19 protein-coding genes are annotated in these 20740 nt (G+C 67.9%); 11 read left to right on the forward strand and 8 right to left on the reverse strand.

Features of this window, described 5'->3' with window-relative positions:
* Positions 1 to 134: 134 nt before the first annotated feature.
* The 3 genes from ftsA (at position 135) to lpxC (ending at position 3927) form a co-directional block, all read left to right on the forward strand.
* Positions 135 to 1370: a cell division protein FtsA gene (gene ftsA / locus ACTHK2_RS13545; protein ID WP_440246242.1), complete on the forward strand. Its 1236-nt coding sequence runs from the start codon at positions 135 to 137 to the stop codon at positions 1368 to 1370.
* A gap of 189 nt (positions 1371 to 1559) precedes the next feature.
* The gene (gene ftsZ, locus ACTHK2_RS13550) at positions 1560 to 2729 is read left to right on the forward strand and encodes a cell division protein FtsZ (RefSeq protein WP_440246243.1); all 1170 of its coding nucleotides are present in this window, start codon (positions 1560 to 1562) and stop codon (positions 2727 to 2729) included.
* A 286-nt stretch (positions 2730 to 3015) separates the two neighbouring features.
* A complete protein-coding gene (lpxC, locus tag ACTHK2_RS13555; RefSeq protein ID WP_440246244.1) occupies positions 3016 to 3927 on the forward strand; it encodes a UDP-3-O-acyl-N-acetylglucosamine deacetylase in 912 nt (303 codons plus the stop codon).
* A gap of 241 nt (positions 3928 to 4168) precedes the next feature.
* Here the strand turns inward: lpxC and ACTHK2_RS13560 are convergent, their stop codons facing one another.
* Positions 4169 to 4630: a DciA family protein gene (locus tag ACTHK2_RS13560; RefSeq protein WP_440246245.1), complete on the reverse strand. Its 462-nt coding sequence runs from the start codon at positions 4628 to 4630 to the stop codon at positions 4169 to 4171.
* Between the two features lie 26 nt (positions 4631 to 4656).
* Here ACTHK2_RS13560 and ACTHK2_RS13565 point away from each other — a divergent pair, with 26 nt between their 5' ends.
* From ACTHK2_RS13565 to ACTHK2_RS13595, 7 genes are all read left to right on the forward strand, one after another.
* Positions 4657 to 5595, forward strand: a complete 939-nt coding sequence (locus ACTHK2_RS13565; protein WP_440246246.1) for a peptidoglycan DD-metalloendopeptidase family protein — start codon at positions 4657 to 4659, stop codon at positions 5593 to 5595.
* Between the two features lie 204 nt (positions 5596 to 5799).
* Positions 5800 to 8553 (forward strand): preprotein translocase subunit SecA, encoded by a 2754-nt coding sequence (secA, locus tag ACTHK2_RS13570; RefSeq protein ID WP_440246247.1) that lies wholly within the window; start codon positions 5800 to 5802, stop codon positions 8551 to 8553.
* Positions 8554 to 8560: 7 nt separating this feature from the next.
* Positions 8561 to 9505, forward strand: coding sequence for a Nudix family hydrolase (locus tag ACTHK2_RS13575; RefSeq protein WP_440246248.1), 945 nt, complete (start codon positions 8561 to 8563; stop codon positions 9503 to 9505).
* Positions 9506 to 9596: 91 nt separating this feature from the next.
* Positions 9597 to 10169: a class I SAM-dependent methyltransferase gene (locus ACTHK2_RS13580; RefSeq protein WP_440246249.1), complete on the forward strand. Its 573-nt coding sequence runs from the start codon at positions 9597 to 9599 to the stop codon at positions 10167 to 10169.
* Positions 10166 to 11137 (forward strand): glycosyltransferase family 2 protein, encoded by a 972-nt coding sequence (locus ACTHK2_RS13585; protein WP_440246250.1) that lies wholly within the window; start codon positions 10166 to 10168, stop codon positions 11135 to 11137. The genes ACTHK2_RS13580 and ACTHK2_RS13585 overlap by 4 nt, the downstream gene beginning before the upstream one ends.
* Complete coding sequence (locus tag ACTHK2_RS13590; protein WP_440246251.1) at positions 11134 to 11463, forward strand: hypothetical protein; 330 nt, start codon at positions 11134 to 11136, stop codon at positions 11461 to 11463. Before ACTHK2_RS13585 ends, ACTHK2_RS13590 begins: the two co-directional genes overlap by 4 nt.
* Positions 11433 to 12344, forward strand: coding sequence for a hypothetical protein (locus ACTHK2_RS13595; RefSeq protein ID WP_440246252.1), 912 nt, complete (start codon positions 11433 to 11435; stop codon positions 12342 to 12344). Before ACTHK2_RS13590 ends, ACTHK2_RS13595 begins: the two co-directional genes overlap by 31 nt.
* A 12-nt stretch (positions 12345 to 12356) precedes the next feature.
* On the opposite strand, the gene coaE is transcribed toward ACTHK2_RS13595, so the two are convergent.
* From coaE to pilB, 4 genes are read right to left on the reverse strand one after another with little or no spacing between them, the layout of a single operon-like run.
* Positions 12357 to 12977: a dephospho-CoA kinase gene (gene coaE / locus ACTHK2_RS13600; RefSeq protein WP_440246253.1), complete on the reverse strand. Its 621-nt coding sequence runs from the start codon at positions 12975 to 12977 to the stop codon at positions 12357 to 12359.
* Between the two features lie 34 nt (positions 12978 to 13011).
* Positions 13012 to 14061: a prepilin peptidase gene (locus tag ACTHK2_RS13605; protein ID WP_440246254.1), complete on the reverse strand. Its 1050-nt coding sequence runs from the start codon at positions 14059 to 14061 to the stop codon at positions 13012 to 13014.
* 19 nt (positions 14062 to 14080) lie between these two features.
* Positions 14081 to 15364: a type II secretion system F family protein gene (locus tag ACTHK2_RS13610; protein WP_440246255.1), complete on the reverse strand. Its 1284-nt coding sequence runs from the start codon at positions 15362 to 15364 to the stop codon at positions 14081 to 14083.
* 6 nt (positions 15365 to 15370) lie between these two features.
* A complete protein-coding gene (gene pilB / locus ACTHK2_RS13615; RefSeq protein WP_440246256.1) occupies positions 15371 to 17086 on the reverse strand; it encodes a type IV-A pilus assembly ATPase PilB in 1716 nt (571 codons plus the stop codon).
* Between the two features lie 138 nt (positions 17087 to 17224).
* On the opposite strand from pilB, the gene ACTHK2_RS13620 reads away from it, so the two are divergent.
* On the forward strand, positions 17225 to 18073 hold the full coding sequence (locus ACTHK2_RS13620) for a glycosyltransferase family 2 protein (RefSeq protein ID WP_440246257.1): 849 nt from the start codon (positions 17225 to 17227) through the stop codon (positions 18071 to 18073).
* On the opposite strand, the gene ACTHK2_RS13625 is transcribed toward ACTHK2_RS13620, so the two are convergent.
* The 3 genes from ACTHK2_RS13625 to ACTHK2_RS13635 are packed head-to-tail and all read right to left on the reverse strand — an operon-like array spanning position 18055 to position 20740.
* Entirely contained in the window at positions 18055 to 18846 is a 792-nt protein-coding gene (locus ACTHK2_RS13625; RefSeq protein WP_440246258.1) for a cephalosporin hydroxylase family protein, read from the reverse strand. The genes ACTHK2_RS13620 and ACTHK2_RS13625 overlap by 19 nt on opposite strands.
* Entirely contained in the window at positions 18843 to 19907 is a 1065-nt protein-coding gene (locus tag ACTHK2_RS13630) for a class I SAM-dependent methyltransferase (RefSeq protein ID WP_440246259.1), read from the reverse strand. Before ACTHK2_RS13630 ends, ACTHK2_RS13625 begins: the two co-directional genes overlap by 4 nt.
* Positions 19904 to 20740, reverse strand: a complete 837-nt coding sequence (locus ACTHK2_RS13635; protein ID WP_440246260.1) for an NAD-dependent epimerase/dehydratase family protein — start codon at positions 20738 to 20740, stop codon at positions 19904 to 19906. Before ACTHK2_RS13635 ends, ACTHK2_RS13630 begins: the two co-directional genes overlap by 4 nt.

Raw genomic sequence — 20740 nt, forward strand, 5'->3', positions numbered from 1 at the left:
AATGGCCAACCGCAGGCAGCAACGCTGCGTCCCGTTCCAGATCCATTCCCGACCGATCCGACGACGTTGCTCGCAGCGACGCGGCTCGCCGCTCTTGCGATTCCCGATTCCCGATTCCCGATTCCCGGCCCGCCATGAACCGCAAGACCGAAAAGAACCTCATCGTCGGACTTGATGTCGGCACGTCGAAGATCGTCTCGATCGTCGGCGAGCACACGCCGGGCGAATCGGTCGAGATCATCGGCATTGGCTCGCATCCGGCGCATGGCCTCAAGCGCGGGGTCGTGGTCGACATCGAATCGACCGTGCATTCGATCCAGCGCGCGGTCGAGGAAGCCGAACTCATGGCCGGTTGCCAGATCCGCTCGGTCTACGCATCGATCGCGGGCAGCCACATCAAGGACGAGAACTCGCATGGCACCGCGCCGATCCGCGACAAGGAAGTCAGCGCCGCCGACCTCGACGTGGTGCTGAACTCGGCCTGCGCGATCGCGATACCGGCCGATCGCAGCGTGCTCTACCGGGAGCCGCAGGAATACCTCATCGACGGCCAGGAAGGCATCCGCCATCCGGTCGGCATGTCGGGTGTCCGGCTCGAGGCGAACGTGCACCTCGTGACCGGTGCGGCGAGCGCGATCCAGAACATCACCAAGTGCATCAACCGTTGCGGCCTGCAGGTCGACGAACTGCTGCCGGCCGCGGTCGCCTCGGCGCGCGCCGTGCTCACCGACGACGAGCGCGAACTCGGCGTGTGCATGGTCGACATCGGCGCCGGCACCACCGACATCGCGATCTACACCGGTGGCGCGCTGCGCCATACGACCTCGCTCGCGATCGGCGGCGACCAGGTGACGAGCGACATCGCGCACCTGATGCGCACGCCGACCGCGCATGCCGAAGAGCTCAAGGTGCGCTACGCGTGCGCGCTCGCCCAGCTCGCGCATGCGGAAGAAACGATCCAGGTGCCGAGCGTCGGCGACCGCCCGCCGCGGCGCCTCGCGCGGCCGAACCTCGCCGAGGCGGTGCAGCCGCGCTACGAGGAAATCTTCGAGATGGTGCAGGCGGACCTTCGCCGAAGCGGGCGCGAGGAACTCGTGCGCGCGGGCATCGTGCTCACCGGCGGTGCGGCGCGCATGGAGGGTGCGCTCGACCTCGCCGAGGAACTGTTCCACATGCCGGTGCGGCTCGGTACGCCGCAACACGTGACGGGCCTCGCCGACGTCGTCGCGAACCCGATGCAGGCGACCGGCGTGGGCCTGCTCATCTACGGCAGCCGCGGCGGCGCGACGCGCGGCGCCCCGGCGGCCGGGAGTTCGGCGGTCGGAAGTTTGTGGAACCGGGTCGCGACCTGGTTCAAGGGCGAGTTCTAGTGGACACGGCGCCGAGAGGCCCTTGTTGGGAAGACCGGCATGCAATCCGGTCTGTTCTTTGCCGTCATGGAGGACGGCAGAGGTAACGACCACGGCACGCCAGCCGCGGCAGGACGGGCCGGACCGGGAAGGTCACGGACCCGGGAACGATAAGAAAACCAGGCAGTAACCACTTGCGGAGGATGGGATATGTTCGAGTTCGTCGAGAAGATGGCACCGAATGCGGTGATCAAGGTCGTCGGCGTCGGTGGTGGCGGCGGCAACGCGGTCAGCCATATGGTGCAGGCGGGTGTCGAAGGCGTCGATTTCGTCTGCGCCAACACCGATGCGCAGGCGCTCAAGAGCAGCGGCGCGAAGTTCACGCTGCAGCTCGGCGCGAACGTGACCAAGGGCCTCGGCGCGGGTGCGAATCCGGAAGTCGGGCGCCAGGCCGCGCTCGAGGACCGCGAGCGCATCGTCGAGCTGCTGCAGGGCGCCGACATGGCGTTCATCACGGCCGGCATGGGCGGCGGCACGGGCACCGGCGCCGCGCCGGTGGTCGCGCAGCTCGCCAAGGAGATGGGCATCCTCACGGTCGCGGTCGTGACCAAGCCGTTCCCGTTCGAAGGGCGCCGCCGCATGCAGGTCGCGCTGAAGGGCATCGAGGATCTCGGCCAGTATTGCGATTCGCTGATCACGGTGCCGAACGAAAAGCTCCTGACCGTGCTCGGCCGCGACGTGACCCTGCTCAGCGCGTTCAAGCAGGCCAACGACGTGCTGCTCGGCGCGGTGCAGGGCATCGCCGACCTGATCACGCGTCCGGGCCTCATCAACGTCGACTTCGCCGACGTGCGCACGGTCATGTCCGAGATGGGCATGGCGATGATGGGCACCGGCACCGCGCATGGCGACGACCGCGCGGTCGCGGCCGCCGAGGCGGCGATCAACAACCCGCTGCTCGACGACGTCAACCTCGCCGGCGCGTGCGGCATCCTCGTCAACGTGACCGCGGGCACCAACCTCACGATGCGCGAATTCGACGACATCGGCCAGGTCGTGCACGAGTTCGCGAGCGAGGACGCGACGGTCGTGATCGGCACCGCGCTCGATCCGGAGCTCAAGGACGACGTGCGCGTGACCGTGGTCGCCACCGGCCTCAACCGCGCGGTCGCGCGGCAGCCGCTGCGCGAGCATCGCGAGCGCGAAGTCGTGAGTTCGCAGCGCCCGCCGATGCGCGTCGTGCGCAACGCCACCACCGGCGAGGTCGACTATCTCGGCATCCCGGGCCAGCCGATGCGCCAGGCGGTCGAGCACGTGCAGCCGGAGGCGTCGGGCGACTACCTCGACATCCCGGCGTTCCTGCGTCGCCAGGCCGACTGAGGCGGCGAGCGGGCTCCCATCCGGCCCGGGCGATCGCTGGGAAGCGCGCGCGGGCCAAGGCGGCGATGCCTCGAACACATCGCCGCCCCGGCTCCGCCATCCTGTGGCGTCAGGATGGCGGTCGCCGTCGTCGGCGGTCGACGGCCATGACGGGAATGGCCGGAGTATGTTGCGAAAAAACGACGGAGTGTGGGTTCCATACGTCGCTTAACTTTTCTCGTCCCCGTCGCTGTGCTACCCTCGCCGCCGTTTTGTCAGCTCCTGCCCCAGGGGGCAATACATAAAAATGATCAGACAACGCACGCTCAAAAACGTCATCAGAGCGACGGGCGTGGGTCTTCACACGGGCGACAAGGTCTACATGACATTGCGCCCGGCGGCCGTGGACACGGGTATCGTGTTCCGCCGCGTCGACCTGCCGAACCCGGTGGACATTCGCTCCTGCTGCGAGAATGTCGGAGACACCCGTCTTTCCACCACGCTCGTGAAGGGCGACGTGCGCATCGCGACGATCGAGCACCTGCTCTCCGCGATGGCCGGCCTCGGCATCGACAATGCCTACGTCGACCTGTCGGCGCCGGAAGTGCCGATCATGGACGGCAGCGCCGGTCCCTTCGTGTTCCTGCTGCAGTCGGCAGGCATCGAGGAGCAGGCCAAGGCCAAGCGCTTCATCCGCATCAAGAAGTCGGTCACCGTCCGCGACGGCGACAAATGGGCCCGCTTCGAGCCGTTCGACGGCTTCAAGGTCGGCTTCTCGATCGACTTCAACCACCCGATGTTCACCAAGCGAACCTCGACCAGCGAGATCGACTTCTCGACGACGTCGTTCGTCAAGGAAGTCAGTCGCGCGCGCACCTTCGGCTTCATGCGCGACATCGAATACCTGCGTGAGCGCAACCTCGCCCTGGGCGGATCGATGGACAATGCCATCGTCCTCGACGACTATCGGGTGCTCAACGAGGACGGCCTGCGCTACGAGGACGAGTTCGTCAAGCACAAGATCCTCGATGCGATCGGCGACCTGTACCTGCTCGGACACAGCCTCATCGGCGCGTTCTACGGTTACAAGTCGGGCCACGAGTTGAACAACAAGCTGTTGCGCACGCTGCTCGCCGATGCGACGGCGTGGGAAGAAGTGAGCTTCGAGGACGAAAGCGCGGCACCGATCTCCTACGCCCATCCGGCGCAGGCGGTCTGAGCCGCGACGTGCGCGGAGCGCTCGCCGAGGATTGGAAAGGCGACGCGCATCGCGAAACGCATGTCCCGCACCCGGTAGGGTGACGGGGAGCCGGTAAAAATTACCGGCCGGTCGTGCACCGGGTTACCGCTGCAGCGATCGGGACGCCACGGTCCGGGAAGGGGCCGGGCGGGGCAGGACCAGAAGAAGAACAGCTTCCGCCAGGAAGCACACAAGCGGGGAATGGGGGCCGCCCCGGCTCCTAGGAATCATCACCGGCGATGGACGCCAGTTGGAGATAAAGGGCCCTGAGTTCAGGGTCCTGGATGGCTGTCGCTGTCGCTCGCAGATGGCGGGTGGTGGCGGCGGAAAGCGGTTCAGGCTTTGTCGGGTCCGGGGGAACGGTCGGCAAGGGCGCCACTTTCACGGCGAAACGTTCGACGCTACCGCCGAGTGCGGTACGGGCTTCGGCCAGCAGCGCGGCTTGATGCAGCCGCAGCCGGCTCGCCCAGGTCGGACTGGACGCCAGAAAGACAATTCGTCCGTTGCGCACGTCGGCGAGTCGCGTCTCGCGCGCCGTCGCAGCGGGCAAGAGGCGGCGCAGTCTTTCATCCAGCGCATCCAGGGCGCGCGCGCGATCCGCGAGCGTGCCGAGGGTGATGCACTCTGCCGCGGGCCGAGGCCCTGCGGTGGAGGAGGTGGTGGGATTGCGCTTTGGCGACACGACGAACGGGAATCCGGCCGAGCAGCATGAACATCATTATCGTCCGCAATGCGCACGCGCTGCCATGGCGCATCGACCTGTCCGGCCGCCATGGCCACCTCCTCGTCGCCGCGCTGGCAGCCTGTGCGTTCGTGCTGGTAGGACTGGGCGCCCTCGGCGGCTGGATCTTCTCCAGCCCGCGCGCGCACGACCTGCGCGAAGTTGCGCAGATGCGCTCAGCGCTCCTGGACCAGCGCGCGCAGCTGTCGACCCTCGACCAGGACTCGCGCCGCAACATCGATGCGCTCGCCGCCCAGCTCGGCCAGCTGCAGGCACAGGCGACGCGACTCAATGCACTCGGCGAGCGCCTGACCCAGGTCGGCAAGCTCGACGACGGCGAGTTCGACTTCGGCGGCGATCCGGCCGTCGGCGGCCCGGAAGAACCCGCCACCGGCGTGACGATGCCGCTGCCGCTGCAAAGTGGCATCGACAACCTGCGCGCCGAGTTCGACCGCCAGCAGGCGCAGCTCGAGGTACTCGAGAACCTCCTGCGCGACCGCAAGATCGACAACCAGCTGCTGCCGAGCGGCATGCCGGTCAACCAAGGCTACATCGCGTCGGGCTTCGGCGACCGCTCCGACCCGTTCGATGGCCACCAGGCGATCCACATGGGCGTCGATTTCGCCGCGCCGGAAGGCACTCCTGTCAATGCGGTCGCCGACGGCGTCGTGACCTTCACCGGCGTGCGCGCCGGCTATGGCAACGTGGTCGAGATCGATCATGGCAATGGCTACATGACGCGCTACGCGCACAATTCCGCGATCAGCGCGAAGCCCGGCCAGCGCGTGCATTCGGGCCAGGAAATCGCCAGCGTCGGCTCCACCGGCCGCTCGACCGGCCCGCACTGCCACTTCGAAGTCTGGTACAACGGCCGCGCGGTCAATCCGATGGCCTACGTGAAGTCGACCCGCGCCAACCGCGCCTGATCGTTCCGGGCGGCGTCCGCACTGCCCGGCGGGGGCGGTTGAAAGGCCGTCCCCTCGCCTCAAGCTGGCGTGTATCGAGAGGCCGCCGTATCATCGGCGGTTGTTTTGTTTTTCCGCGGCGGCCTGCCGTGGAAGGACACTCCGGCCGCCCAGGCCGGACGCGATGAACCGCCTCTCATTCCCCCGTTCCGACCAAGACGACCCATGCTCAACAGTTTCCTGACGCGTATCTTCGGCAGCCGCAACGACCGCGTACTGCGCCAGCTCGGCAAGTCGGTGGCGCAGATCAACGCGCTCGAGCAGCAGTTCCAGGGGTTGTCCGACGCCGAGCTGCAGGCAAAGACGGATGAATTCCGCCGCCGCCTCGCCGAAGGCGCCACGCTCGACAGCCTGCTGCCCGAGGCATTCGCGACGGTGCGCGAAGCGTCGCGTCGCGTGCTGGGCATGCGCCACCACGACGTCCAGCTCATCGGCGGCATGGTGCTCAACAGCGGCAAGATCGCCGAAATGCGCACCGGCGAGGGCAAGACGCTCGTCGCGACGCTGCCGGTGTACCTCAATGCCCTCGAAGGCAAGGGCGTTCATGTCGTCACCGTCAACGACTACCTCGCCAAGCGCGACTCGGCCTGGATGGGCCGGATCTACAACTTCCTCGGCATGAGCGTCGGCGTCGTGTGGCCGGGCATGGACCACGGCGACAAGCGCGCCGCCTACGCCGCCGACATCACCTACGGCACCAACAACGAATTCGGCTTCGACTACCTGCGCGACAACATGGCGCTGTCGGCCGAACAGCGCTACCAGCGCGGCCTCAACTACGCGATCGCCGACGCGGTCGACTCGATCCTCATCGACGAGGCGCGCACGCCGCTGATCATCTCCGGCCCGTCGGACGAGTCGCCGGAGCTGTACGTCAAGGTCAACCGCATCGTGCCGCGCATGACGCGGCAGCTCAAGGAGAGCAAGCCCGGCGAACCGCCGGAACCCGGCGACTACTACGTCGACGAAAAGCAGAAGCAGGTGCACCTGTCCGAGGAGGGCATGGAGCACGCCGAGCAGCTGCTGCGCAGGGAAGGCATCATCGGCGAGGAAGAAGGGCTGTACGACTCGCAGCACATCGCGGTCGTCCACCATCTCAACGCCGCGCTGCGCGCACACGCGCTGTACCAGCGCGACGTCGACTACATCGTGCGCGACGGCGAGGTGATCATCGTCGACGAATTCACCGGACGCACCTTGCCGGGCCGGCGCTGGTCGGACGGCCTGCACCAGGCGGTCGAGGCGAAGGAAGGCGTGCCGATCCAGCGCGAGAACCAGACGCTCGCCTCGATCACGTTCCAGAACCTGTTCCGCATGTACAAGAAGCTGTCCGGCATGACCGGTACGGCCGACACGGAAGCGTACGAATTCCAGTCGATCTACGGTCTCGAGGTCGTGGTCATCCCGACCCACCGCCCGATGATCCGCAAGGACGAGGCCGACGTCGTCTTCCTCAAGCAGGAACCCAAGTTCGACGCGATCGTCGAGGACATCAAGGAAAGCTACGAGCGCGGCCAGCCCGTGCTCGTCGGCACCGCCTCGATCGAGATGTCCGAACTGCTGTCGGGCCTGCTCAAGAAGAGGGGCGTGCCGCACGAGGTGCTCAACGCCAAGCAGCACGAGCGCGAGGCGCACATCGTCGCGCAGGCGGGCCGGCCGAAGGCGATCACGATCGCGACCAACATGGCCGGCCGCGGCACCGACATCGTGCTCGGCGGCAGCCTCGAGGCGGAGCTGCATTCGCTCGGCGAAGACGCGACCGAGGCCGAGCGCGCCCGCGTGCGCGCCGAATGGGAGAAGCGCCACGCCGAAGTGGTCGAGCTCGGCGGCCTGCGCATCATCGGCACCGAGCGCCACGAGTCGCGCCGCATCGACAACCAGTTGCGCGGCCGCTCGGGCCGACAGGGCGACCCCGGTTCGAGCCGCTTCTACCTCTCGCTCGAGGACAACCTCATCCGCATCTTCATGGGCGAGGGCGTCGCGCGCCTGATGCGCATGTTCGGCATGAAGGAAGACGACGCGATCCAGGACCGCATGGTCAGCCGACAGATCGAGAAGGCGCAGCGCAAGGTCGAGGCGCACAACTTCGACATCCGCAAGCACCTGCTCGAGTTCGACGACACCGCCAACGACCAGCGCAAGGTCATCTACCAGCAGCGCAACGAGTTGCTCGACAGCGCCGACGTCGCCGAGACGATCAAGATCATCCGCCAGGACGTCATCGCCGACGTCGTGCGCCGCTACGTGCCGGCCGAGTCGGTCGACGAGCAGTGGAACCTGGCCGGGCTCGAGACCGAGCTCGCGTCCGAGTTCGGCCTGCAGACCGGCCTCAAGCCCTGGCTCGACCAGCAGGAGGATGCCGACGCCGACGACGTGCTCGAGCACGTGCAGGAACTGGTCGACCGGTTGTTCCGCGAGAAGGAAGCGATGCTCGGGTCCGAAGTCATGCGCGGCCTCGAGAAGCACGTGATGCTGTCGGTGCTCGACAACGGCTGGAAGGAGCACCTGGCGAGCATGGACTACCTGCGCCAGGGCATCTACCTGCGAGGCTACGCGCAGAAGCAGCCGAAGCAGGAGTTCAAGCGCGAGGCATTCGAGCTGTTCGAAGGCATGCTCGGGCGCATCAAGTTCGAGATCGTGCAACTGCTCGCGCGCGTGCGCATCCGCAGCGAGCAGGAAGTCGAGGCGATGGAGCAGCAGCAGCGCCGCCAGGCCGAGATGCAGGCGCGCGCGATGCAGTTCCAGCACGCCGAGGCGGCCGGCTTCGCCCCCGGCGAGCAGCCGGAAGACGCGGACGCCACGGCAATGCCGAACGTCGGCGTGCCGCAGTTGCGCGAAGCGCCGAAGGTCGGGCGCAACGATCCGTGTCCGTGCGGGTCCGGCAAGAAATACAAGCAGTGCCACGGCAAGCTCGTCTGAGCCTGCCGTGCCGGCCTCCATCCACGTCGTAGCAGGCGTGTTGCGCGATGCGGGCGGCCGTGTGCTGCTCGCGCGCCGCCCCGCCGGCAAGCACCTCGCGGGCCTGTGGGAATTCCCGGGCGGCAAATGCGACGCAGGCGAGGCGCCGGTCGACGCGCTCGCACGCGAGCTGCGCGAGGAACTCGGCATCGTCGTCGAGTCGGCGCGCCCGCTCATCGCGGTTCCGCATCGGTATCCCGAGCAGGACATCCTGCTCGACGTCTGGCAGGTCTCGGCGTGGACCGGCACCCCGCATCCGCACGAGGGGCAAGCGCTCGCATGGGTCGAGCAGAAGGCACTCGCGCAGGTCGAGATGCCGCCCGCCGATCGCCCGGTGATCGCCGCGCTCGATCTCCCCGACCGCTACCTGATCACGCCGGCGCTCGCGCCGGAGGCGCTCGATGAAAGGCTCGCCGGCATCGAACGCGCCTGTCGCCGCGGCGTGCGCCTGATCCAGCTACGCCAGCCGCACTGGCCGCGCGCGCGGCTCGCCGAGGCGGCCCGCGGTGCGCGCGACATCAGCCAGGCGCTTGGTGCTCGCGTGCTGCTCAATGGCGACGTGCAGCTCGCGATGGTGCTCGGGCTCGACGGCGTGCACTTGCCCGCACGAACCGCGGCCGCGCTCGTGCAGCGGCCATTGCCCGCCGATCGCTGGCTCGCCGTATCCTGCCACGACGCGGCCGAGCTGTTGCACGCGGTACGCATCGGGGCGGATTTCGCGACGCTGTCGCCGGTGTTCCCGACGCCGGGCCACGAGCAGGCGCCGGCTCTCGGATGGGAGCGGTTCGCCGACCTCGTCGTGCATGCGCCGATGCCCGTCTATGCGCTGGGCGGCATGGAGGGGGAGGACATCGACGCCTCCTGGATGGCCGGCGCGCAGGGTATCGCGGCGATCCGCGGCCTGTGGGCGTGACCGGGCTCCGTGACACCCCGCTGAAGCATTGCTAGATTCGGGGCCGCGCCGCCGGTCCGGCCTGTCGCGCCTCCTCCAACCGCCAGGTGCCATGTCCGATCAGGGAACCCAGGGTCTGTTGTCGCCGTTCCTGCGCCGTTGCCGAGTGCGCGCGGTCGAGCCATGGCTGCGTGGCCGCGTGCTCGATTACGGCTGCGGCTCGGGCGCGCTCGCCGCGCATGTCGCGCCGGCCGACTACGTCGGCTTCGACATCGACGCCGGCGCGCTGGCGATTGCGCGCCGCCTCCATCCGGAGCACCGCTTCGTCGAGGCGGTGCCGGTGGACGAGCGTTTCGACACCGTGGCCTGCCTCGCCGTCATCGAGCACGTGGCGCAGCCGCACGCTTTCCTGCGCGGCCTCGCCGGCATGCTCCGACCCGGTGGCTGCATCGTCCTCACCACGCCGCACCCGGCCTACGAATTCATCCACGACATCGGCGCGCGCCTGGGCATCTTCAGCCGCGATGCGAGCGAGGAACACGAGACGCTGCTCGACGGCGCGGCGTTGCGGGGGCTGGCCGAGCGCGAGCAACTCGCGGTCGCCGTGTACTCGCGGTTCCTCGCGGGAGCGAACCAGCTGTTCGTGGCGCAACGCCCGTCCGCGTCGGCGGAGGACGCGGCGTGAAGCTGGTCGTGCAGATCCCGTGCTACAACGAGAGCGAATCGCTGCAGCACACGATTCCGCAACTGCCGCGCGCGGTGCCCGGGTTCACGTGCGTCGAATGGCTCGTCGTCGACGACGGCTCGGTCGACGGTACGGCACAGGTGGCCAAGGCGCTCGGTGTCGACCACGTCGTGCGCCATCCGGTGAATCGCGGGCTCGCGGCGGCGTTCATGACGGGCCTCGAGGCGGCGGTCGACCTCGGTGCCGACGTGATCGTCAACACCGACGCCGACAACCAGTACGACGCGCGCGACATCGAAACACTGGTGCGGCCGATCGTCGAAGGCCAGGCCGAGATGGTCGTCGGCGCGCGGCCGATCGGCGACACCGAGCACTTCTCGTGGGTCAAGAAGAAGCTGCAGCGGCTCGGCAGCTGGGTCGTGCGCGTCGCCAGCCGCACCCAGGTCGCCGATGCGCCGAGCGGCTTTCGCGCGTTCACGCGCGAGGCGGCACAGCGGCTCAACGTGTTCAGCGCGTATACCTACACGCTGGAAACGATCATCCAGGCCGGGCAGAGCAACATCCGGGTGCTGTCGGTGCCGGTGCGCACGAATCCGGACCTGCGCCCGTCGCGCCTCGTGAAGAGCATGCGCCACTACGTCTGGCGCTCAGCGGCGACGATCGTGCGCATCTTCGCGACCTATCGGCCGCTCGCGTTCTTCGGACTGATCGCGTCGTTCTTCCTCGCAGTCGGTTTCCTGCTCGGGGGCTGGTACGTGTTCCACATGCTGATCGGGCAGGGCACCGGACATGTGCAGTCCGCGGTGCTCGCCGCGGCGTCGGTCACGATCGGCTTCCTGCTGTTCATGCTCGGCTTCATCGCGGACCTCACGTCGGTCAATCGCCGCCTGCTCGAAGGCATCGACTGGCGCCTGCGCCAGGTCGAGGGCGAGGTGCGGCGCGCGCGCGAACAGGAGCCGCGCGCATGAATGCGCCAACGCGGCCGGCCGGCCACCATTACGACAAGTACCGCACTGCATACCCGATCGCGCGCCGGCTGATGCGCGGGTTCCTCGATGCGTTCGATGGGCTCGCCGGCGCCGTGCCGGTATCGAATGCCAGCGTGCCGCGCGAGCCGATGTGGCGCGTCCTCGAGATGGCGCGCGGCAAGTATCCCGGCGCGCTCGGCAACACGCCGGGTCACGTCAACCACTGGGGGCGGACTTCGTTCCTCGAGCTGATCGCGCGCCGCTTCAACGTCCTGCAGACGCGTTCACCGCTGCCATGGACGATGGTGCTGTGCCGACGCCGCTGAGTCCGCTGCGGCGCGCGGCGAACGTCGGCGGCACGCTGCTCTGCATCGTCGCGATCGCCTTCCTCGCGCGGCGCGGCTACACCCTGGGCGTGTCGATCGGTGACGGCTTCGCGCGCATCGGCGCGGGCGCATTCGCCGTCGCGATCGCCTGCTACGCCGCGGCCGCGGCGATGCTCGGCGTGGCGTGGGTGGCGCTCGTGCGCATCGCCGCAGGTCACCGCGTGGCGGCCGCTCCGCTCTACACGTCGCACCTGCGCGCGCAGCTCGCCAAATACCTCCCTGGCAACGTGTTCCATGTCGCGTACCGTCACGTGGCCGCGCGCAGGGCCGGCGTCGGCCACGCCCCGCTCGCGCTCGCGCTCGGCATGGAGACGCTGCTCATCGTGGCGAGCGCGGGCACGTTGTCCGTCGGCGTGTCCAGCGACGCGCGCATCGTCACCATCGCGCCGTGGGCGCATGGGCTCGCCTGGGCTGCCTGGTCGTTGCCGGTCGTCGGCGCATTCGCCGTCTCGGTTTACGCGCGTCGTGCCGGCCGGCGGATCGCGCTGCCCAACCTGTTGCGCGGGATCGCCGGGGTGCTGGCGATCCACCTCGCATTCGTCGCGTTGTCGGCGCTCGCGTTGCGGAGCCTCGCTCCCGGTGGCGGCGGGCTGTCGATCGGGAGCTGGTGCGGCTGGTTTGCCCTCGCATGGGTGCTCGGCTACGTGACGCCAGGCGCACCGGCCGGGCTCGGCGTGCGCGAAACCGTGCTCGTGCTCGGCCTCGGACCCGCGCTCGGCGACGCGCAGGCGCTCGTCGTCGCGCTCGCCTATCGACTCGTCACCGTCGTGGTCGACGCGGCATTGGCCGGTATCGGGTTCGTCTTGCGCGGCCGTCCCTGAGCGACGCGGGAGTCAGTCAGGAGATCGAAGGCGCGTCGCGGCTGCCCACGCATAGCGCTCGTGCAGCGCGGCGACGGCCGCATCGAGGTCGGCAAGGCTGCCGTCGTTGACGATCACGTCGTCGGCGATCGCGAGCCGTTGCTCGCGCGACGCCTGGGCGGCGAGCATCGCCTCGGCGGTGGCCGGCGAGATGCCGTCGCGTGCAAGCAGGCGCGCGAGCTGGGTTTCACGAGGGACGTCGACGACGAGGACGCGGTCGACCCACGCGTACTGCTCGGCGTTCTCCGCGAGCAGCGGTACGACGACCATCGCGTAGCTGCCGCATGGCTCGTCGGCGCGCTGCCGCAGCGTTTCGCGCACGCGCGGATGAAGGATCGCTTCGAGGCGGCGCCGCGCCGCGGCGTCGGTGAACACGCGCTCACGCAGCGCGCGGCGATCGAGCGCGCCGCCCGCGGTGAGCACGCCTGCACCGAAGTTCGCGACGATCTCCTGCAGCGCCGGCTCGCCCGGTTCCACCAGTTCGCGCGCGACGAGGTCGGCGTCGATCACGTGCGCGCCGAGCGCGGCGAAACGTTCCGCTGCGGCCGACTTGCCGCTCGCGATGCCGCCGGAGAGCGCCACGGTGTAGCTCATGCGTCCCGCTCCAGGAGAGGCTGGGTCGGCGCGGTCAGGCCAGCCCGAAGAGGTAGGCATAGGCATGCCCGAGCTGGCGGCCGAACACGAACCAGATCCAGCCGGCGGCCGCGATGAACGGCCCGAACGGGATCGGCGTGTTGCGATCGCGCCCGCGCGCCGCGAGCGCGATCCCGCCGACGATCGCGCCGACGAGCGACGACAGCAACACGATCGGCAACAGGCTCATCGCACCCATCCACGCGCCGAGCGCGGCGAGCAGCTTGAAGTCGCCGTAGCCCATGCCTTCCTTGCCGGTGCCGAGCTTGAACAACCAGAACACGCACCAGAGGCTGAGATACCCCGCGACGGCACCGACGATCGCCGCCGAAGGCTCGACGAACAGCGGCACGAGCGAGGCGAGCAGGCCGAGCCAGAGCAGCGGCAGCGTGAGCTGGTCGGGCAGCAGCTGCGTGCGCACGTCGATGCCGGAAGCGGCGATGAGGATCCAGGTGAACACGAGCGCGGCGCCGAGCGCGGGCCCGAACCCGAAGCGCCAGGCGACGACCGCCGATGCCAGCGCACTGAGCAGTTCCACCAGCGGGTACTGCCACGAGATCGGCGTCTTGCAGTGACGGCAGCGTCCGCCGAGCACGAGCCAGCTCAGCAGCGGGATGTTCTCCAGCGGCGACAGCGGGTGCTTGCAGTGCGGACAGTGCGAAGCCGTGAAGACGAGGTCGGGGGGCGCCACTTCGCCCGCCTCGGCGGTTGCGTGCATCGACACGGCCGGCGCGTCGCTGGCGTGGCTGTCGAGGGCGCTGGCATCGACGTCCTGGTCGCCGTGGCCGAAGCCTCCGATGCCGGCGTCGGCATCCGGGTGGGGAGCGTCGTTGTAGGCATTGCCCGCGTGCTCGTCTGCGTGCGGGTCTGCGTCGGCAGCGGGATCGGCAGCGAGGATCTCGTGAGCCTGCAGTCGCCATTCGTGCTCGAGGCGGCGCGGCAGGCGCAGGATGACGACGTTGAGGAAACTGCCGACCAGAAGGCCGAGCAACCCCACGAGTACGATGAGGGGGAGCGGCTCGGCCACCCAGGCGAAGGCATTCATCCGGCGAACGGAACCCCGATCAGCCGACGACCGCGCCCAGCTTGAAGATCGGCAGGTACATGCCGACGACCATGCTGCCGACGAGGAGGCCGATCACGACCATGATCAACGGCTCGAGCAGGCTGGACAGCGCGTCCACCGCGTTGTTCACCTCGGTCTCGTAAAACTCGGCGATCTTGAACAGCATCGCATCGAGGGCACCCGCTTCTTCGCCGATCGCAACCATCTGCGTGACCATGTTCGGAAACAGGCCCGTCTGGCGCATCGCGAGCTGGAGCTGGTGGCCGACCGCGACGTCCTCGCGGATGCGCTTGACGCCGTCGTTGTAGACGACGCTGCCGGTCGCGTTGCCGACGGAATCGAGCGCCTCGACCAGCGGCACGCCCGCACGGAAGGTGACGCCGAGCGTGCGCGAGAAACGCGCGATCGCCGACTGGCGCAGGATCTCGCCGATGATCGGCAGCTTGAGCAGCATGCGGCCGATGAAATGCGCGAACTTGTCCGAGCGCTTGTACAGCATGACGATGCCGGCCACGCTCAGGAAGAAGATGCCGAACACCATCCACCAGTACGAGACCATGAATCTCGAGACGTTGACCAGCATCTGGGTGAATGCCGGCAGGTCGGCGCCGAAGTTCTTGAACACCTGCTCGAACTGCGGGATCACGAAGATGAGCAGGATGGACGACACGATCACGGCGACCGCGATGACGCCCGCGGGATAGAACATCGCCTTCTTGATCTTGCCCTTGATGTTCTCGATGTTTTCCTTGTAGGACGCGATCGTGTCGAGCACCGTGTCGAGCACGCCCGCCGATTCACCGGCCTTGACCAGGTTGACGAACAGCTCGTCGAACTGCACCGGATATTTCCCGAGCGCCTCGTACAACGCCGAACCGCCCTCGATGTCGGTCTTGATCGCGGTCAGCATGTCCTTCATGCGCGGGTTGGACTGGCCCCCGGCGACGATTTCGAAACCCTGCACCATCGGCACGCCGGCCGCCATCATGGTCGCGAGCTGACGGCTGAATATGGCGATGTCGCGGCCCGTGATCTTCTTGCCGGACGCGCCGAACAGCGGCTTCCCCTTCGGCTTGACGACCTGCGGGTTGATGCCCTGCTTGCGCAGCTCGGCCTTGACCAGGCCGACGTTCTTGCTGACGTGCTCGCCCTTGATCTTGATGCCGCGCTTGTCGATGCCGACCCAGGTGAAGGTCTGCATGTCGCTGACCTGCGCGCGGGCCTTGCCGCGCTGGGCGGCGGCGGCCTTCGCCTTGACGGCTGCGGCGGTTGCTGTGGCCATGGCTTTTTAATCCTTGGTGACGCGGTTGATTTCGGCAAGGCTGACGACGCCCTGCTTGACCTTGAGCAGCGCGGACTGGCGCAGGTCGCGGATGCCGACGCGACGCGCCTCCTCTGCGATCTGCAGCGCACTGCCGCCGGCGAGGATGATCTTCTGGATCTCTTCGGTCATCGGCATGACCTGGTAGATGCCGGTGCGGCCCTTGTAGCCCTCGTTGCAGCCGGAGCAGCCGCCTGCATCGAACAGCTGCATGCCGGAGTCGATGTCGGCCTGGGTGAATCCTTCCGCCAGCAGCGCCGCGGGCGGCAGCGCCAGCGGCTTCTTGCAGTCGTGGAGGCGACGCGCGAGGCGCTGCGCGATCACGAGCGAGACGGACGAGGTGATGTTGTACGGCGCGATGCCCATGTTCATGAGGCGCGCGATGGTCTGCGCCGCGTCGTTCGTGTGCAGCGTCGATAGCACCATGTGCCCGGTCTGCGCCGCCTTGATCGCGATCTCGGCGGTTTCGAGGTCGCGGATTTCGCCGACCATGATGACGTCCGGGTCCTGGCGCAGGAACGAGCGCAGCGCCGCGGCGAACGTCATGCCGCGCTTGGTGTTCTGCTGCACCTGGTTGACGCCGGGCAGGCGGATTTCGACCGGGTCTTCGACGGTCGAGATGTTGCGCCCCTCGGTGTTGAGGATGTTGAGCGCGGTATACAGCGAGACGGTCTTGCCCGAACCGGTCGGACCGGTCACGAGCACCATGCCGTACGGTTTCTCGATCGCGTCGAGGAACAGCTTCTTCTGGTCTTCCTCGTAGCCGAGCTTCTCGATGCCCATCTTCGCGGCCGAGCCGTCGAGGATACACAGCACGATCTTTTCGCCGAACAGCGTCGGGCAGGTGCTGACGCGGAAGTCGACCGCCTTGGTCTTGGACAGGTTGAGCTTGATGCGGCCGTCCTGCGGCACGCGCTTCTCGGCGATGTCGAGGCCACTCATGACCTTGAGGCGCGAGGAGATGCGCGGGCTCAGCTTCGGCGGCGGCGAGGCGACCGCGCGCAGCATGCCGTCCATGCGGTAGCGCACGCGATACGCGGTCTCGTACGGCTCGAAATGGATGTCCGATGCGCCGCGCTTGATCGCGTCGACGAGCACCTTGTTGACGAACTTCACCACCGGCGCGTCTTCGCCACCGGTCGCATCCACGCCCGTCTGCTCGCCGTCCTCGTCGACCGCGCCGAGTTCGAGGTTCTCGAGGCCCTCGGCGTCGCCGATGTCCGTGATGTTCTGGCTGGCGGCCGATTGCGCCTGCTCGATCGCTCGCTCGAGCACGCCGTCCTCGACGAGGATCGGCTCGATCAGGTGGTTGGACTGGAACTTGATCTCGTCGAGCGCACGCAGGTTGGTCGGGTCGGCGACGCCGACGAACAGGCGATTGCCGCGCTTGAACAGCGGCAGCGCCTTGTGCTTCGTGATGAGTTCTTCCTTGACGATGTTCAGCGGGAGCTGGGTGTAGTCGAGCGCGGTCACGTCGAGCAGCGGCATGCCGAACTCGGCCGACGAGGCCATCGCGACCTGGCGGCCCTGCGCGAGCCCGTTCTCGACCAGCCATGCGCCGATCGGGATCTTCGCCTTGGCGGCGTCCTCGACGGCCTTGCGCGCGTCGTTTTCGGCGAGGGCTCCCTCGGAAACGAGCCGCCGCGCGATGCCGGAGAGGCCCGCCAGCGGTGGCGTATTCATCTGGGTCGCCATAGGAATGCCGTGCAAGTCCCCGTTATCTAAAGCTGAATCTACCCCAAATACATTGCCGAAAGAACTCCCTGCCGGCAGTATAGGGAGGCAGCTCACATAAAAACATGATCCGCGGCCGGGGAGGCCATGCTCAGCATCATCCTGCCGGCCAAGAACGAAGCACCCGCGCTGGCCGGCCTGCTGCCGCGGCTGCGTTCGGCGTGGCCGGACGCCGAAATCATCGTCGTCGATGATGGCTCCGGCGACGACACGGCGCGGATCGGCATGGAGGCCGGCGTGCGCGTGGTGCGCCAGCCGTACTCGATGGGTAACGGCGCCGCGATCAAGCGCGGCACGCGCGAAGCGGGCGGAGACGTGCTCGTCTTCATGGACGCGGACGGCCAGCACGACCCGGCGCTGGTCGGGCGCCTGCTGGATCGGCTCGGCGAGGGCTACGACATGGTCGTCGGCGCCCGCGACTGGTCGGGCCAGGCGGGGGTCGGGCGCGGCATCGCCAACACGCTCTACAACTGGCTCGCGAGCCGCATGACGGGATTCGCGGTGGCCGACCTCACCTCGGGCTTCCGCGCGGTCCGCGCGGACAAGTTCCGCGAATTCCTGCACCTGCTGCCGAACGGATTCTCCTATCCGACGACCTGCACGATGGCGTTCTTCCGCAGTGCCTACGCGGTCGCCTACGAGCCGGTCCCGGTGGCGCGGCGCATTGGCCGCAGCCACATCCGCCCGCTGCGCGACGGCATCCGTTTCCTGTTGATCATCTTCAAGATCGCCACGCTCTACTCGCCGCTCAAGCTGTTCGTACCGGCGAGCCTCGTCTTCTTCTTCATCGGCCTCGGCTACTACGCCTGGACCTTCGCGACCGAACACCGCTTCACCAACATGAGCCTGCTGCTGTTCAGCGCCTCGGTGATCGTCTTCCTGATCGGCTTGGTGTCCGAACAGATCACGGCACTCACCTACCGGCGTGAGGGCTGAGTCGTTTCCCGCCTGCGCAGGTAGCCGCCGGGGGCGACGCTCACCTGCAGCCGGGCATCGATCTCACGGTCGACTTCGAAATCGTCATTCTCGGCCATCCATGCGGCGATCGCCGTGGCGGGGTTGTCGCCGATGTCCCAAGGCCGGTCGGCGAAACTGCCGAGCGGCAGCTGTTCGATGACGGTATCGAAGACGATGCAGTAGCAGCCCGGCGTGACGAGCGGAGCATAGGCCCGAAGCTCGTCCAGCACGTGCGCATGGGTGTGGTTGGAATCGAGGCAGACCATGATGCGTTCATGGCCGGCACTCGCGCGCCGCACTTCCTGCACGACGTCCGCGGCCGTCGAGGAGCCTTGCACGAGCGTGATGCGCGGCGCCAGCGGGTGCGCCTGGATCGCCTCGCGATTGTGGCTGCGGATATCGATGTCGACGCCGATCACGCGCCGGCGCGGCAACCGCGGGTCGACCGGCGTCCCCGCCGCCGCCGCGTCCGCCAGGTCGAGCAAGGCGAGTAGCGAGGCGCTGAGGACGAGCGAACCGCCGTGAGCGATGCCCGTCTCGATCACGAGGTCGGGCCGCGTGGACCAGATGATCTCCTGCAGGGCCACCATGTCCTGCGGATACTGGATCACGGGACGACCGAGCCAATGGAAGTTGTAGGAGTATCTCGCCTCGATCGACGACGCGGTGAACGCGCGCGCATCGTTGCGCAAGCGCTCGTTCGTCTGCGCGGCACGCACGCGATGGCTGATTTCCCGCTCGAAGTCATTCATGCCTGGTCCACCGCGATGTAGTCGGGATCCGTGCCGCCCACGGCGCGGATCTCCTCGAGATAATTGGAATTCATGACGAAGATACGCGGGTGTGGGCCGAGTTGCGCCATTGCGTCGGACGGCGCGTACACGGCGACGCCACTGCCCGCCATGAAACTCTGCTGCTTGGCGGGATTGATGTCGATGGCCAGAAGCGGCCGCACGCCGCGAGCGAGCAGGTGATGCGTGAACATAACGCCCTTCGCGGCAGCGCCCCACACCGCGCAAGGCCTGCCATCGCGCGCGAGCCCGGCGCACCGGTCGAGGCTGGCGAAGAAATCCGCCGGCAGCTTGGCAATGCGCGGCGGCGTCGGCACGACGGCGGGGTCGCGCAGCGAGTCGAGCGCGGCCACCACATAGAGGTACTGCCCGCCGAACAGGTGACCCGCTTCCAGGATGGTGCCGAACAGGCGGGCGAAGTCGTCCTCGCGGAAATAGTTGACGTGCTCGTAGAACAGGTCGAACCACGCGCGGTGGCGCATGATCCAGTCGAAGCAGGGTACTTCGATGTAGATGAGTCCACCCGCGTTCGCATCGCGGATGCGCTGCAGGAACGCCGCTGGCGCGGGCACGTGCTCCAGTACGTGGCGCATCACGATGGCCTCGCCGCGCACGCCGAGCGAGGGTCCGAACTCGCTGCGTATCACGCGATCGGAATCGCCCTCGTACGCCGGGTCGACACCGAACGCATCATGGCCGGCGGCAAGCATCGCCTCGAGGAACCGGCCTTTGCCGCAGCCGACTTCGAGGATGCGCCGGGAATCGAACTGTCGCCCGATGATCGCCAGCACGTCATCAATATGGGCGCGGAATACCGCCGAATTACCCTGTTCGTTCTGGTAGCTGTCGTCGTAGGCGAGCAGTGCGCGGTCATAGGCGATATTGCGGACGAAGCCGCTGTCCGGGTCCTGCGCCAGCACGAGATCGCCGCGCGGGCAGGCACGTGCGGCAGCCGCGTCCGCGAATACCTTGTTCTGGTAGACGGGGATGTCCTCCAGTCGCGCCAGTTCGATCGCGCTCATGCCGCTCCCAGCAGTTCGTCGAGGTATCGCGTGCTGCCCCAGAACGCGAACGGTTCGTGATCAGGATACGGCAGCACGCCGGGCCGAAGCACCAGGCTGCGTCGGCTCTGGTCGAGCCACGTGCGCACCGTATCCAGCACGGTTGCGGGTCGGCCGCTGCAGATGTTGACCGTGCCGGGGTCGGCGTGCGCGGTGACGAGTCCGGCCATGGCGGTCGCGGCCGCTTCGATCGCGATGAAGTCGCGCACCTGGTCACCCGGAGAAAGATCGAAGCTCGTCGCGCCACGCGCCAGCGCGGACTGAAGCTGCGTCCACAGCGATGTCGCTGCCTGCCCGGGGCCGTACAAGTAGAAGAGTCGCAGCCAGGCCAGGCCGAACGGCGATTCGGTGCGCAGTTCCTCCAGCCGGCGGTGCAGCGCATGCTTCGCTTGCGCGTAGGCGACCACCGGCTCGGCAGCGCATGCCTCGCCGAGTTGGCCCGAGTGCATGCCGTATTCGAGGCAAGTGCCGGCGACGGCGAGGCGCTGGAGGCCACCCCGCACGCAGGCTTCGAGAAAGGCGGCGTGCAGCGGCAGCTCACGTTCGAGGTGATGCGCGGACCGGTAGTTCGGCAGTCCGCCCCACGCGAGGTGCAAAAGCGCGTCAGGACGGCCGATGCGCGCGAAGGCATCCGCGCCCGCGTCCGCGACATCGAAGGCGATCGTCTGCACGCCGCCGTCGAGCGCCGGCTCCGCGCGGCGCGACAGCGCGATCACCTCGGCTCCGCGCGCGCGCAGTGCGCGCACTGCATGGCGGCCGACGAATCCGCTTGCTCCGGTAACGGCGATGCGCAT

The sequence above is a fragment of the Dokdonella sp. genome, assembly GCF_051958935.1.
In the GTDB taxonomy this organism is placed as follows: domain Bacteria; phylum Pseudomonadota; class Gammaproteobacteria; order Xanthomonadales; family Rhodanobacteraceae; genus Dokdonella_A.

Excerpts from the sequence above, each read along its gene's own strand:
- ACTHK2_RS13620 (WP_440246257.1), top strand. The coding sequence starts at position 17,225 with ATGCTCAGCATCATCCTGCCGGCCAAGAACGAAGCACCCGCGCTGGCC.
- ftsA (WP_440246242.1), top strand. The coding sequence starts at position 135 with ATGAACCGCAAGACCGAAAAGAACCTCATCGTCGGACTTGATGTCGGC.
- ACTHK2_RS13605 (WP_440246254.1), bottom strand. The coding sequence starts at position 14,061 with ATGAATGCCTTCGCCTGGGTGGCCGAGCCGCTCCCCCTCATCGTACTC.
- ACTHK2_RS13580 (WP_440246249.1), top strand. The coding sequence starts at position 9,597 with ATGTCCGATCAGGGAACCCAGGGTCTGTTGTCGCCGTTCCTGCGCCGT.
- ftsZ (WP_440246243.1), top strand. The coding sequence starts at position 1,560 with ATGTTCGAGTTCGTCGAGAAGATGGCACCGAATGCGGTGATCAAGGTC.
- ACTHK2_RS13590 (WP_440246251.1), top strand. The coding sequence starts at position 11,134 with ATGAATGCGCCAACGCGGCCGGCCGGCCACCATTACGACAAGTACCGC.
- lpxC (WP_440246244.1), top strand. The coding sequence starts at position 3,016 with ATGATCAGACAACGCACGCTCAAAAACGTCATCAGAGCGACGGGCGTG.
- ACTHK2_RS13625 (WP_440246258.1), bottom strand. The coding sequence starts at position 18,846 with ATGAATGACTTCGAGCGGGAAATCAGCCATCGCGTGCGTGCCGCGCAG.
- ACTHK2_RS13635 (WP_440246260.1), bottom strand. The coding sequence starts at position 20,740 with ATGCGCATCGCCGTTACCGGAGCAAGCGGATTCGTCGGCCGCCATGCA.
- ACTHK2_RS13630 (WP_440246259.1), bottom strand. The coding sequence starts at position 19,907 with ATGAGCGCGATCGAACTGGCGCGACTGGAGGACATCCCCGTCTACCAG.
- coaE (WP_440246253.1), bottom strand. The coding sequence starts at position 12,977 with ATGAGCTACACCGTGGCGCTCTCCGGCGGCATCGCGAGCGGCAAGTCG.
- pilB (WP_440246256.1), bottom strand. The coding sequence starts at position 17,086 with ATGAATACGCCACCGCTGGCGGGCCTCTCCGGCATCGCGCGGCGGCTC.
- ACTHK2_RS13595 (WP_440246252.1), top strand. The coding sequence starts at position 11,433 with ATGGACGATGGTGCTGTGCCGACGCCGCTGAGTCCGCTGCGGCGCGCG.
- ACTHK2_RS13610 (WP_440246255.1), bottom strand. The coding sequence starts at position 15,364 with ATGGCCACAGCAACCGCCGCAGCCGTCAAGGCGAAGGCCGCCGCCGCC.
- ACTHK2_RS13565 (WP_440246246.1), top strand. The coding sequence starts at position 4,657 with ATGAACATCATTATCGTCCGCAATGCGCACGCGCTGCCATGGCGCATC.
- secA (WP_440246247.1), top strand. The coding sequence starts at position 5,800 with ATGCTCAACAGTTTCCTGACGCGTATCTTCGGCAGCCGCAACGACCGC.